The following is a 12,746-nucleotide window of genomic DNA, read 5'->3' as shown; positions in this document are numbered from 1 at the left end:
GGGGAGTGGACAAAGCATCGACCTCATTTGTGTAACTGTTTAAACTCTTGCAACTTAACGCTAGTCTCAATCAATGCTATTTGAGGAAAATTACCGACTTTTAGCTGTACAAGTTTACCTATAACTGGGCTACTATATCGGTAGAAAACGGTCTTACTGGCTGTTATGCCACAAAATATACGTAAACCAGAGCTTTCGCAGGATTCAGAACTATTTTTACACTTAAGTTTATCGCTGCGATACTGTGTTAAGAATGGTTTTACTGATGATTTTTGGCTCATAAGTGTTACCCTAATTAACGCTTATTATAAAAGTATTCAATGTGTTTAGACTAAAGTGCAGATTGGTGCATTTACAATGCTCATTGGGTTTTAGCCCCATAAACAGCCTACATTTTAACCTACACTCAATCATGGGATTCTGTGACATTCTCTACAATAAAATGGAGTCTAATGAGACAGCCAACGGACACAGGATTAAATAAATTCAACAGATTAGACAAACAAGCTTATGACTGATAACCAAAATTTTGAATCCCACACACCAATGATGCAGCAGTATTTAAAACTAAAAGCACAACATCCTGACATATTGCTGTTCTATCGTATGGGGGATTTTTACGAGCTTTTCTTTGATGATGCCAAAAAAGCGTCTCAATTATTAGATATTTCGCTCACCAAACGAGGGCAAACGGCGGGTCAGCCTATTCCAATGGCGGGTGTACCACACCATGCGGCCGAAAACTATTTAGCAAAATTGGTGCAACTGGGTGAATCTGTCGCAATATGCGAACAAATTGGTGATCCCGCAACGAGTAAAGGTCCTGTTGAGCGTAAAGTCGTACGTATTGTTACACCGGGTACAATCACCGATGAAGCATTGCTGAATGAGCGGCAAGACAATCTATTGGCCTCAGTCTGGCAAGAGCCTCAAGGCTATGGCTTTGCAACCTTAGATATCACGTCGGGGCGCTTTATCATCAGTGAATTCGATGACGAAGAGTCTCTACAAGCAGAGCTACAACGTACTCGCCCTGCTGAATTACTCTATCCCGAAGACTTTGCGAGTATGGCGTTAATCGAAAACTGTAAAGGCCTGCGTCGTCGGCCTCTATGGGAATTCGAGCTAGAAACAGCAAAACAGCAGCTTGGCCTACAATTTGGCACAAAAGACTTAATTGGGTTTGGGGTCGAAAATGCCTCGAGAGCGCTACGCGCTGCTGGCTGCCTTCTCCAATACGTCAAAGATACTCAACGTACGGCATTACCTCATATCCGTAGCATCATCATGGAAAAACAAACAGATAACGTTATTCTGGATGCTGCAACACGTCGAAATCTTGAGATCACGCAAAACTTATCTGGCGGCACAGATAATACTTTAGCGTCTATTTTGGATTTATGCGTTACCCCGATGGGAAGCCGCATGCTCAAGCGTTGGCTTCATACCCCATTGCGCCATGTACAAACACTAACGAATCGCCAACAAGCTATCGCCGCCTTACAAGAGTGTGGTTTCGAGCTATTACAGCCATTACTACGTCAAATTGGTGATTTAGAGCGTGTACTTGCCCGTTTAGCTTTACGCTCTGCTCGCCCTCGCGATTTAGCACGTATGCGCCACGCTTTTGAACAGTACCAAGAGATTCATCAAATCCTCAACCAATCTAACAGCGAATATCTGCAAAACTTGCAAAAACGTATTAACCAGTTTGATGAGCTACAGGATTTACTGCAACGTGCGATTATTGATGCACCGCCTGTATTGGTGCGTGACGGTGGCGTTATCGCTCCGGGTTATAATAGCGAACTCGATGAATGGCGAGCACTTGCCGATGGAGCTACAGACTATCTTGATAGACTAGAAATTCGCGAAAAAGAGAAGCTGGGCATTGATACCCTTAAAGTGGGCTACAATGCGGTACACGGCTATTTTATTCAGGTCAGTCGCGGTCAGAGTCATTTAGTTCCTATTCATTATGTACGTCGTCAAACGCTGAAAAATGCGGAACGTTACATTATTCCTGAACTAAAAGAGTACGAAGACAAAGTCTTAACCTCAAAAAGTAAAGCGTTAGCTATCGAAAAAGCACTCTATGATGAGCTTTTCGATATGCTATTGCCACATTTGGCAGACTTGCAAATCAGTGCGGAGGCTCTTGCAGAGCTCGATGTGCTCAATAACTTAGCTGAGCGTGCTGAAACACTTGGCTATGCTTGCCCACAACTCACAAATAAACCAGGGATCCACATTACTGAAGGACGCCACCCTGTGGTCGAGCAAGTCCTGAGTGAACCATTTATTTCTAATCCGCTTTCACTTTCCCCACAACGTCGCCTACTTATCATTACAGGCCCTAATATGGGGGGTAAAAGTACCTATATGCGCCAAACTGCATTGATAACACTACTTGCCTATATTGGTAGTTTCGTACCTGCAACAAAAGCGGTCATTGGACCTGTTGATCGTATTTTTACCCGTGTTGGCGCATCCGATGACTTAGCCTCCGGGCGTTCAACCTTCATGGTTGAAATGACTGAAACGGCTAATATTTTACACAATGCAACAGAGCAAAGTTTAGTCCTAATGGATGAAATTGGTCGAGGCACTTCAACCTATGATGGTTTGTCACTTGCTTGGGCTTGTGCTGAAAACTTAGTTAACCGAATCAAGTCCATGACTTTATTTGCCACACATTACTTTGAATTAACAACCTTACCTGAAAAATTAGAAGGCGCGGTCAATATTCACCTTGATGCAATGGAGCACGGCGACACCATCGCCTTTATGCACAATGTTCAAGAAGGAGCAGCAAGTAAAAGTTATGGCCTTGCGGTAGCCTCTCTAGCAGGCGTCCCTAAAGATGTTATTAAGCGTGCCAAACAAAAGCTCAAAGAGTTAGAAATTATTTCAAATAATACCAACGCGAGCCATGTTGATAGCGCACAACTCAGCTTCTTAGTGCCAGAAGAGCCATCCCCTGTTCTTAGCGCTCTTGAAAGTATCGACCCTGATAAGTTAACGCCAAGGCAAGCGTTAGATTGGTTATATCGTTTAAAGGAAATGGATAAGTAGTATGCAAGACCACGCTGAACTTCTAGCGCCTATCAGGCAGTTTTTACGCTGTGAAACGCCTGATAGTTGGGTTAAAAAAGCCAGTGAACCAGAAAGCCTCCCTATACTCTTAAAAGATCATCTATTATGTGAGCTAAAGGCGGCGCAAAGTGCGATGTTTTTGATCCGTAAATATGCGGTTGATAAAGAGAGTGCGGCAACATTGCTTGCTTGGTTTAAGCCTTATGAAGACTTTGCCTACGATCGTATTGGTGATATTCATACGCTAAAGAATAAAAACCAAATATCAAAACAGATCTTGGCGAAAAAGCAGTCACCCTATAGCCAAGATTTAATTGATAAAATGGTACTCTTGATTAAAGAAGAGCTGCACCATTTTTATCAAGTGCTGGAAATTATGCATCAGCGAAATATTGCTTATGATGGTATAACGGCAAGTCGATACGCTAAAGGGCTATTCAGTCATATGAGTGGTCATGAACCACAAACATTGGTCGATAAACTGATTATTGGTGCTTATATTGAAGCTCGATCATGTGAACGTTTCGCGAAATTGGCTCCTTTTCTAGACGATGATTTAGCGAGCTTTTATGTCTCATTACTGCGCTCAGAAGCGAGGCACTATCAAGATTACCTACAGTTAGCGCAATCAATCAGTAAAACAGATATTAGCGAGCGTGTTGAGATGTTCGGTCTCGTTGAAGCCGAACTTATCACCTCAGTAGACCACGATTTTAAATTTCATAGTGGCGTTCCTGTGTGACGGTAAGCTAAAGTCTATGATGAGAAACTCGACCATTTATTATCATTAACGAAAAAAGCCCTCAATCAAATATTGAGGGCTTTCGTTATGGTATTCACAAAGATATTTACATATTAAATAAGGCTTCTAAGGAAAGCTCCTCTCCTTGTAAAATATCTTTTAACCGCCTTAGCCCTTCCACTTGTATCTGGCGCACCCTTTCTCTTGTTAACCCAATTTCTCGGCCAACTTCTTCTAGCGTCTCAGCTTCATAGCCTAATAGCCCAAAACGCCGAGCAAGGACTTCTCGCTGCTTTGGATTCAATTCAAATAACCACTTCACAATATTCTCTTTTAAGTTGTTATCTTGAATTGTATGCTCTGGGCCTGATTCATTCTCATCAGAGAGAACTTCAAGTAAAGATTTCTCTGAATCGCCAGCAATAGGCGTATCGACCGATGTAATACGTTCATTTAAACGCAACATACGGCTGACATCTTCTACTGGTTTATCAAGCTGTTCAGCGATTTCCTCAGCGCTAGGCTCGTGGTCGAGTTTTTGCGCTAATTCGCGGGCAGTTCTAAGGTAAATATTGAGCTCTTTGACGATATGAATTGGGAGGCGGATGGTTCTAGTTTGATTCATGATGGCACGTTCAATCGTTTGACGGATCCACCATGTCGCATACGTTGAGAAGCGGAACCCCTTTTCAGGATCAAACTTTTCAACAGCGCGAATTAACCCTAGATTACCTTCCTCAATAAGATCTAATAATGCTAATCCCCGATTATTATAACGTCGAGAGATCTTAACAACTAACCGAAGATTACTTTCAATCATGCGCTGACGTGAAGCAACATCTCCACGTAGCGCTCTCCTCGCGTAGAAGACTTCTTCTTCGGCAGTTAGGAGCGGAGAGAATCCAATTTCACTGAGATAAATTTGAGTGGCATCCAGAACACGCTGATTCGTGTTCTGGAGTAAATCCATTTCATCATCTAGTTCAGTAACCAGATCCTCTTCTTTGAACTGACTCTCATCAAAAGCATCATCCATCATGCTATCGTCGAGGTCATTGTATAACTCGTTAGCTTTCAGCGAACTTTGGCTCATCAGTGACTCCTACCCTTGATAATGAGGGCAGAATGTCATTGCACTCTGCCCAGTTTATCGCTGCGGTAAGTAGCGCAGCGGGTTTACTGATTTTCCCTTGTAACGAATTTCAAAATGTAATCTAACCGAACTCGTTCCGGTACTACCCATCGTGGCTATTTTCTGACCCGCGGCAACATCCTGCTGGTCACGCACAAGTAACGTATCGTTATGTGCATAAGCACTCAAGTAGTCATCGTTATGTTTTATTATTATAAGATTTCCATATCCGCGTAGTGCATTTCCTGCATAAACCACTTTACCTGGAGCAGAAGCAAGTACAGGTTGACCTCGTGAACCGGCAATATCAATGCCTTTATTTCCACCTTGAGCATCAGAGAAACCTTCTATTGTTTTCCCTTCCGCTGGCCAACGCCATTTTATCGATGAGCTATTTGTACTGCTTGCTGTCGTCGTAGAGGCGGTAGAAGCTGCCGTCGTTGTTGTTGCCGTAGAAGTTTGCGTTGCAGGCTTCTTATTATTAGGCAACATCTTACCTGAATTTTGACCGCTTCCATTTGCAGGATACGCATTAGTTGTTCGAAGATCAACCGGTTGCTGATTACTATTTGATGAATTTGAGGCCAATTGCCCGTTTGAGTTCACATTTCCGTTACCAATATTGATCACTTGCCCAACATTTAGGCTATAAGGCTCTGCAATATTGTTTTTAGCTGCTAACTCACGGAAATCATTACCAGTTATATAAGCAATATAGAATAGTGTATCACCGCGTTGTACGGTGTAAGTACTGCCACTGTAGCTACCTTTAGGGATGCTACCATAGTCGCGGTTATAGATAATACGCCCTTGCCCATCCATATTGACTGGGGCAGAGGTACGAATAGATGATGAAGAATTCGAAGACAAATTAGGTCGAGAAGAAGGCATCGCTGTACTTGTACCACCAGTAGGTGCCGTTCTTTGAACAGTTTGTTGACTTGATTGACTCGTCTGACCGTCATTTACGCTAGAAATAGGCGCTGCTGTATGGTACGGAGTTGAACATCCAGCCAATAATGCCCCGCTAAATGAAAAGATCACCGCCCATCGAATTCTGCTTATTGGGCTAACAATTTTCATGCTTCTTCTCCCGTGAAGAAAAATCTGACATAGCAAATAAATTTGTGTCAGTAAAACATTAGAGCCTGTTAGCTCTCGTCACTAAAAGTATTTTGCTTATTAAAGCAGAAATATAAAATATTGAACAAGCCAAATATATCAAAAATATAACAATTTGAGATTATGACTTAATGGAAAATACAACATTCTTAACTTTAAGCTGTTAAAGTGCCCTATTTTACCAAATATGACTATAAGCAAAAATTATGCTAAGTCACCCGCTACTAGCGGAACAAAACGTACTTTTTCGACCACATTAGCATGATAATCATTCCCTCGGCGCGTAATTAGCTTCAGCGCTTGATCTTTATCCCCCACAGGCAGAACCAAACGCCCACCGTCTTTTAATTGCTGTAGTAACCGAGGCGGAATTTCACTGGGTGCCGCCGTCACGATAATTGCATCAAAAGGCCCTTTAGATTGCCAGCCTTCCCAGCCATCACCATGACGAGTGGAGATATTATGTAAATCAAGCTGCTTAAAACGACGTTTTGCCGTCCATTGCAAACTTTTTACCCTTTCAACAGAAAAAACATGTTTTGCAAGGTGCGCTAAAACAGCGGTTTGATAACCTGACCCTGTACCGATTTCTAATACATGATCTTCTGGCTTAATCGCCAGTAATGCAGTCATTTTTGCAACAATATAAGGTTGAGAGATAGTTTGCCCATAACCGATAGGTAATGGAATATTATCATAAGCCTTATGCGATAGGGCTTCGTCAACAAAGCGTTCACGAGGAACCTGTGACAAAGCATCTAACAGGCGCTCATCGTGAATTCCCTGTTGGCGTAGTTGTGCCAAAAGTTCTTTCATGAGGCCTGTTCTCATTTTACTTTCACTCCCGATTTTTCTAACCACTCTTCAACTAATGAATGTGCTTTATACGCTGTTAAGTCAACTTGTAATGGGGTAATTGAAACATAACCTTGTGATACGGCTTCAAAATCAGTACCCGGCCCAGCATCACGGATCTCCCCTACAGGCCCTAGCCAATACAACATATTACCTTTAGGATCTTCAAGGTTGTAGACTTCTGAAGCAGCATGACGGCTACCACAGCGAGTGACTTTGATCCCTTTAACATCCTCATAAGGGATATCAGGAACGTTAATGTTTAGTATGTTACCTGCCCGTAAAGGGTTTTTATGTAATAACGCGAGAATATCACAGGTTATTTTTGCAGCAGTTTCAAAATGGGTATCTCCATCCAATGATACCGCAATTGAAGGTAACCCTAAGTGCCTCCCTTCCATCGCCGCAGCAACTGTCCCTGAATAGATCACATCATCACCTAAATTAGGCCCACAGTTAATTCCTGACACAACAATATCCGGTCGCGGCCTAACGACTTTATTCACACCAATGTAAACACAATCTGTTGGCGTACCTTCTTGTACAGAAAAGTCACCATTAGCAAGAGTTTGGATCCTTAAAGGCCTATCTAACGTTAATGCGTTCGATGCCCCACTACGGTTGCGATCAGGCGCAATCACTTGCACCTGATAATATTGACGTAAAGCGGCCGCCAATGTCTGGATCCCCGGTGCAGTCACACCATCGTCGTTACTCAATAATATCTTTAACATCGGCACTATCCTGATTAATGATTTCTCGCACCACGCTTGTTGCAAAGCTTCCTGAATTAAGGAAAAAATTGAGTTTTAATGTAGTCTGGTCAATCCATTGCCATTGAAAATTTTGCGGTTTCACAATCATCGCTCTTCGTGTCGATGAGACGCGTTCGTTTTTCATCAGTGTCATCAAAGAGTGATAGCTTTCTAAGCTGTTGGTTTCAAAAACCAGTGCATCCTCTTGCGTACCTAATTCGCCATCACCGGGCAAAGGCGCAGTGATACTCAATTCGCCAGAAGCAACACGCGCTTGCAAGGTAGGCAACTCTTCTGCCGTTGCAACAAACCAACTTCCACGCCCTGTTAGTTGTAGCGCATCACCAAGTAATACTTGGTTTATGGTTTGGTTTTCAATCCGTTCACTTGCAACATGGTTAAACATAGCACTACGTGCGGCAGATAAATAGAAACTACGCTTATTACGTTCACGAACCGTAATTTCTTGGTTCGCCCAACGTAATGCTTGGGTTAAGTTTTGCCCATCACGGCCAAACCTTTGTTCCCCAAAATAATTCGGAATGCCTTGTTCTGCAACTTTCTGTAAACGAGCCTCAACATCCTCAGGTACTGAAATATCTCGGATCGTCAATTCAAACTGGTTGCCTTTCAATGTTCCAATACGTAACTTGCGTTTTTGTCTCGTTGTCGCGATGACTCTACAACCATCAAGCTGCCATAATGAAAAATCAGGCGTTTCTTTACCTGGCATTTGTAAACAAAACCACTGTTCAGTCACTGCATTACGGTCTTTTAAACCCGCATAGCTCACTGAACGAGCTGAAATTTTTGCAAATTTAGCTAACTGTTCAGCCACAAATAATGTGTTGCAACCTGTTTTTTCAATGCGAACCATAACATGTTCGCCTTCGCCGTCCAGTTCGAAGCCAAGATCTTCTTTGACAATAAAATCTTCTGGCTGACTTTTTAGCTTACCTGTTGAGAGAGGTTTACCATGCAGGTACTGTACATTCATGAGTTTCATTACCATTATCTTTCACTAACAGCACTACCGCCGCACATGCAATGCCCTCTTTACGCCCAACAAACCCCAATTGCTCGGTTGTTGTTGCTTTGACATTAATATCACCCATGTGACATTCAAGATCTTCAGCAATATTGACGCGCATTTGCGGGATATGTGGCAACATTTTTGGTGCTTGAGCCATAATAGTGACATCAATATTTCCAATGCTGTAGCCTTTTTCTCGAACATGGCAGTAAGCTTTTTTTAGCAATATGCGGCTATCTGCACCTTTGTATGCAGGGTCGGTATCAGGGAAGAGCTTACCAATATCACCAAGTGCTGCTGCACCTAAAATAGCATCTGTTACTGCGTGTAATACCACATCACCGTCAGAGTGTGCCAATAAACCGTGTTCATAAGGGATACGGACACCACCAATAATGATAGGACCATCACCGCCGAACTTATGCACATCAAAACCGTGCCCAATTCTCATTATTTATTCCTTTTATTTCATTCTAGAAAGATAAAATTCCGCCAGTGCCAGATCTTCTGGTCGAGTCACTTTCAGGTTATCAGAACGTCCTGAAACTAATACAGGTTGATAGCCGCAATATTCAAGTGCAGAGGCTTCATCTGTGATAACCGCATTCTCTTTCAAAGCTTTACTTAAGCAATCTCGCAATAACAACAAAGGGAAAAATTGTGGGGTCAATGCATGCCATAAGGCTTCCCGCTCCACTGTATGATCGATGAGATCAGAAGCTTTTCGGCTCCGTTTCATGGTATCCCTGACCGGAGCTGCCAAGATCCCTCCACAACAATTTTTTGTTGATAATTGAATAATTTTATTTAAATCGTCTTGATGCAAACAGGGGCGTGCCGCATCGTGCACTAATACCCACTTATTATGCATATTGCCGTCTTGGGCTAAAAAGTCTAACCCTGCTAATACCGAATCTGCTCGCTCTTTGCCACCTTCAACTGTCGTCACGCGTGAATCTTGCGCAATATCAAGCTTAGCAAAATAGTCGTCATCAGGACTCAACGCGATAACAACACTGGCAACATGAGGATTCAATAGCAATGCATTAATTGTATGCTCAATGATAGTTTTCCCTGCAACCTGCAAGTACTGTTTTGGGCAATCGGCCTTCATACGACTACCAATACCTGCCGCGGGAATTATCGCAACCACTTGCGAATCTACCCCAATTATTGAGTTATTCATTATGTTGGATCTTACATTGAAATTAATGACCGATAGATATAACAGATTATAAAAGAGTTTATAACTTATTAATTTTTAGATTTTTTTTGGTTATTACTCTCTTTTACCATTCTATAAAATGATTCACCAGGTTTGATCATTCCAAGCTCTGTACGGGCACGCTCTTCAATAGCATCTTGACCATCGTTCAAGTCATTAATTTCAGCAAATAGCTGCTCATTACGCACTTTTAAGCGAGAATTGATAATTTCTTGCGCCGCAACATCGTCTTTGACTCGGACGTAATCGTGAATGCCATTTTTCCCTAACCATAGAGAATATTGTGTCCAAGCCAATACGGCGATTAATAGAAGCGTTAATTTGCCCATTTTGCCCCCTGAAATGATTAGCTAATCATCCCATAACTGAGCTCATGACGCTACTATGAAGAAAGTAATGTCATAAAAGTAAGTAAAAATTACCGGTTAAATGGCTAAATTTCACTCAAATTAATGTTAACAATATGTCCTTTGTTTAATTTCTCATCCAGAATCAAATCTTATCTCTATGCCTATCATCAAACTATTACCTAACTGAGTAAAATTCACCAACGAAAACACGAGCCTTCATGCAAAATATTTTGCACTTATGTAACGCCACTATAGAAGACCAAGACTAACCCAAGTGGGTCTTATGTTCAGGAAAGCTAAGGGGAAATGACAGATGAACGCGAAGAGATGTTACTGAAAATCACATCTATCCAGCAACATCATCTCATGAAGAATAGTTTAAATCTTAATCACTTGTTGATGAGTTAACAGATGAATAATCCTTGTCACCGAGTCGTTGATAGGCTGTAAACCATCAAGCCGTAACTCGGGTTTTAGCGGCTCTTGGTAAGGAGAATCGATCCCCGTAAACTGTTTAATTTTTCCTGCTCTGGCCTGTTTATAAAGCCCTTTAGGATCGCGCTGTTCACACACTTCTACGGGGGTTGCTACGTAAAGCTCAAAAAATTGATTTTCTTCAAACAGATCACGAACACGCGCTCTATCTGCCTGATAAGGCGATATAAAAGCCGTTGCGACGATTAGGCCTGCATCGACCATCAATTTAGCTACTTCACCAATCCGGCGGATATTTTCTTGTCTATCCGCCTCGCTAAACCCTAAATCACCACATAAACCATGACGTACATTATCACCATCAAGCAGATAGGTTTTTATTCCCATCGCGGCTAAAGCTTGCTCAGTCGCTCCCGCTAATGTCGATTTACCTGATCCTGATAACCCTGTAAACCACAATACCGCACCTTTATGCCCATTAGCCACTTCTCTAGCTTGCCGAGTGACGGGATGATCGTGCCAAACAATATGATTATCCGTTAGCGCCATCATGTTTATTTTCCACCGAGTAAATCGCGCGCTCCCCAATGAGGGAAATGGCGTCGAATCAATTTATTGAGTTCAATTTCAAACTCGCTAAAGTTATCTTTTTGCTCAATAAACTGTCCGGTAACCTCACGTACTAAGCCGGCTCCCGCAGTAACATTCGTGAGCCTATCAATTAGGATCATGCCACCTGTATCAGCATTGTGTTGATAGTTATCTAATAATAGTGGCTCATCAAAAGAGAACTCCACCAGCCCAATACCATTAAGCGGCAGTTCAGTAGCGACCTTTTGTGTTAAGTTATTAACATCGACTTGATAGTGAATATTTTCAACTTTGGCGCGACTTCTTTTGCCCGCGATTTTGATATCCAACTGTTGCCCTTGAACAAGTGGCTGCTCCGACATCCAAACCACATCAATCAAGGCATGATGAGTGCTCTGCAACGTATCGTTTTCTGCAACAATTAAATCTCCACGGCTAATATCAATCTCATCTTCTAACACTAATGTGATTGCTTCCCCCGGAACAGCAAACTGCAAAGCACCATCGAATGTAATGATATCTTTAACTTTAGAGACTTGACCCGATGGTAATGCTTTAACAGATTGACCGATACTCACAATCCCTGAAGATAAGGTTCCACTATAGCCTCTAAAGTCCAAGTTTGGCCGATTCACATATTGGATCGGGAAGCGTAATGCCTGCTCTGAGGCTTTTTGCTGGACTTGAACATTTTCTAAAATGTGTAGTAGTGTTTCACCTTGATACCATGGAATATTTTGGCTTTTGTTAACAATATTATCGCCATCAAGAGCAGAAATCGGTACAAACCAAACATTCAGATCAACAGGTAATTCGGTAGCAAATTTTTGGTAGTCTTGCTTAATTTTTTCGAATACAGCTTCACTGTAATCCACTAAATCCATCTTATTAACTGCCACAATTAAGTGACGGATACCCAGCAGTGTACTAATAAAACTGTGACGTCGAGTTTGCTCTTGAACTCCTTTTCGAGCATCGATCAACAAAATAGACAGTGAGCAAGTTGAGGCGCCTGTCGCCATGTTACGCGTATATTGTTCATGGCCCGGCGTATCCGCAATAATAAATTTGCGCTTTTGGGTCGAAAAATAGCGGTAAGCGACATCAATCGTAATACCTTGTTCACGCTCCGCAGCAAGGCCATCCACCAGCAACGCTAAATCTAATTTTTCTCCTTGTGTGCCTATACGCTTACTGTCATTTTGCAACACAGAAAGTTGATCTTCATAAATTTGTCGAGTGTCATGTAATAAGCGACCAATCAGGGTACTTTTACCATCATCAACATTGCCACAGGTTAGAAAGCGTAATAGCCCTTTGTGTTGCTGTGCTAATAAGTAGCCTTCAACTCCACCTTGTTGCTTAATTTGTTCCGCAATAATTTCGTTGTATGCTAAATCTGCCATAACG

General features: G+C 42.1%; 12 protein-coding genes. 2 read left to right on the top strand and 10 right to left on the bottom strand.

Going from position 1 to position 12,746, the window contains the following annotated elements; genetic code table 11:
• Nucleotides 1-510: 510 nt before the first annotated feature.
• Complete coding sequence (gene mutS, locus PSE69_RS17825; protein ID WP_154611362.1) at nt 511-3,075, top strand: DNA mismatch repair protein MutS; 2,565 nt, start codon at nt 511-513, stop codon at nt 3,073-3,075.
• Nucleotide 3,076: 1 nt separating this feature from the next.
• Nucleotides 3,077-3,838, top strand: coding sequence for a tRNA isopentenyl-2-thiomethyl-A-37 hydroxylase MiaE (gene miaE, locus PSE69_RS17820; RefSeq protein ID WP_004922898.1), 762 nt, complete (start codon nt 3,077-3,079; stop codon nt 3,836-3,838).
• 106 nt (nt 3,839-3,944) lie between these two features.
• On the opposite strand, the gene rpoS is transcribed toward miaE, so the two are convergent.
• From rpoS to cysN, 10 genes are all read right to left on the bottom strand, one after another.
• The gene (rpoS, locus tag PSE69_RS17815) at nt 3,945-4,931 is read right to left on the bottom strand and encodes an RNA polymerase sigma factor RpoS (RefSeq protein WP_004922901.1); all 987 of its coding nucleotides are present in this window, start codon (nt 4,929-4,931) and stop codon (nt 3,945-3,947) included.
• Between the two features lie 54 nt (nt 4,932-4,985).
• Complete coding sequence (gene nlpD / locus PSE69_RS17810) at nt 4,986-6,053, bottom strand: murein hydrolase activator NlpD (protein ID WP_014656629.1); 1,068 nt, start codon at nt 6,051-6,053, stop codon at nt 4,986-4,988.
• Nucleotides 6,054-6,296: 243 nt separating this feature from the next.
• The gene (locus PSE69_RS17805; RefSeq protein WP_060560573.1) at nt 6,297-6,923 is read right to left on the bottom strand and encodes a protein-L-isoaspartate(D-aspartate) O-methyltransferase; all 627 of its coding nucleotides are present in this window, start codon (nt 6,921-6,923) and stop codon (nt 6,297-6,299) included.
• The gene (surE, locus tag PSE69_RS17800) at nt 6,920-7,681 is read right to left on the bottom strand and encodes a 5'/3'-nucleotidase SurE (protein ID WP_004922907.1); all 762 of its coding nucleotides are present in this window, start codon (nt 7,679-7,681) and stop codon (nt 6,920-6,922) included. Before surE ends, PSE69_RS17805 begins: the two co-directional genes overlap by 4 nt.
• Nucleotides 7,659-8,708: a tRNA pseudouridine(13) synthase TruD gene (gene truD / locus PSE69_RS17795; protein ID WP_060560574.1), complete on the bottom strand. Its 1,050-nt coding sequence runs from the start codon at nt 8,706-8,708 to the stop codon at nt 7,659-7,661. The genes surE and truD overlap by 23 nt, the downstream gene beginning before the upstream one ends.
• Entirely contained in the window at nt 8,674-9,186 is a 513-nt protein-coding gene (ispF, locus tag PSE69_RS17790) for a 2-C-methyl-D-erythritol 2,4-cyclodiphosphate synthase (RefSeq protein WP_060560575.1), read from the bottom strand. Before ispF ends, truD begins: the two co-directional genes overlap by 35 nt.
• A gap of 12 nt (nt 9,187-9,198) precedes the next feature.
• Nucleotides 9,199-9,921, bottom strand: a complete 723-nt coding sequence (ispD, locus tag PSE69_RS17785) for a 2-C-methyl-D-erythritol 4-phosphate cytidylyltransferase (protein WP_014656631.1) — start codon at nt 9,919-9,921, stop codon at nt 9,199-9,201.
• A gap of 68 nt (nt 9,922-9,989) precedes the next feature.
• Nucleotides 9,990-10,289 carry a cell division protein FtsB gene (gene ftsB / locus PSE69_RS17780; RefSeq protein ID WP_060560576.1) on the bottom strand — a complete coding sequence of 100 codons (300 nt, stop codon included), beginning with the start codon at nt 10,287-10,289 and terminating at the stop codon, nt 9,990-9,992.
• 399 nt (nt 10,290-10,688) lie between these two features.
• A complete protein-coding gene (gene cysC / locus PSE69_RS17775; RefSeq protein WP_036943996.1) occupies nt 10,689-11,294 on the bottom strand; it encodes an adenylyl-sulfate kinase in 606 nt (201 codons plus the stop codon).
• Between the two features lie 5 nt (nt 11,295-11,299).
• Complete coding sequence (cysN, locus tag PSE69_RS17770; protein WP_040132390.1) at nt 11,300-12,742, bottom strand: sulfate adenylyltransferase subunit CysN; 1,443 nt, start codon at nt 12,740-12,742, stop codon at nt 11,300-11,302.
• Between the last annotated feature and the right edge of the window lie 4 nt (nt 12,743-12,746).

The organism is Providencia sp. PROV122, from assembly GCF_028482365.1.
Classification (GTDB): Bacteria; Pseudomonadota; Gammaproteobacteria; order Enterobacterales; family Enterobacteriaceae; genus Providencia; species Providencia stuartii.
This window is presented reverse-complemented; position numbering and strand designations above follow the sequence as displayed.

Excerpts from the sequence above, each read along its gene's own strand:
- mutS (WP_154611362.1), top strand. The coding sequence starts at position 511 with ATGACTGATAACCAAAATTTTGAATCCCACACACCAATGATGCAGCAG.
- miaE (WP_004922898.1), top strand. The coding sequence starts at position 3,077 with ATGCAAGACCACGCTGAACTTCTAGCGCCTATCAGGCAGTTTTTACGC.
- rpoS (WP_004922901.1), bottom strand. The coding sequence starts at position 4,931 with ATGAGCCAAAGTTCGCTGAAAGCTAACGAGTTATACAATGACCTCGAC.
- nlpD (WP_014656629.1), bottom strand. The coding sequence starts at position 6,053 with ATGAAAATTGTTAGCCCAATAAGCAGAATTCGATGGGCGGTGATCTTT.
- PSE69_RS17805 (WP_060560573.1), bottom strand. The coding sequence starts at position 6,923 with ATGAGAACAGGCCTCATGAAAGAACTTTTGGCACAACTACGCCAACAG.
- surE (WP_004922907.1), bottom strand. The coding sequence starts at position 7,681 with ATGTTAAAGATATTATTGAGTAACGACGATGGTGTGACTGCACCGGGG.
- truD (WP_060560574.1), bottom strand. The coding sequence starts at position 8,708 with ATGAAACTCATGAATGTACAGTACCTGCATGGTAAACCTCTCTCAACA.
- ispF (WP_060560575.1), bottom strand. The coding sequence starts at position 9,186 with ATGAGAATTGGGCACGGTTTTGATGTGCATAAGTTCGGCGGTGATGGT.
- ispD (WP_014656631.1), bottom strand. The coding sequence starts at position 9,921 with ATGAATAACTCAATAATTGGGGTAGATTCGCAAGTGGTTGCGATAATT.
- ftsB (WP_060560576.1), bottom strand. The coding sequence starts at position 10,289 with ATGGGCAAATTAACGCTTCTATTAATCGCCGTATTGGCTTGGACACAA.
- cysC (WP_036943996.1), bottom strand. The coding sequence starts at position 11,294 with ATGGCGCTAACGGATAATCATATTGTTTGGCACGATCATCCCGTCACT.
- cysN (WP_040132390.1), bottom strand. The coding sequence starts at position 12,742 with ATGGCAGATTTAGCATACAACGAAATTATTGCGGAACAAATTAAGCAA.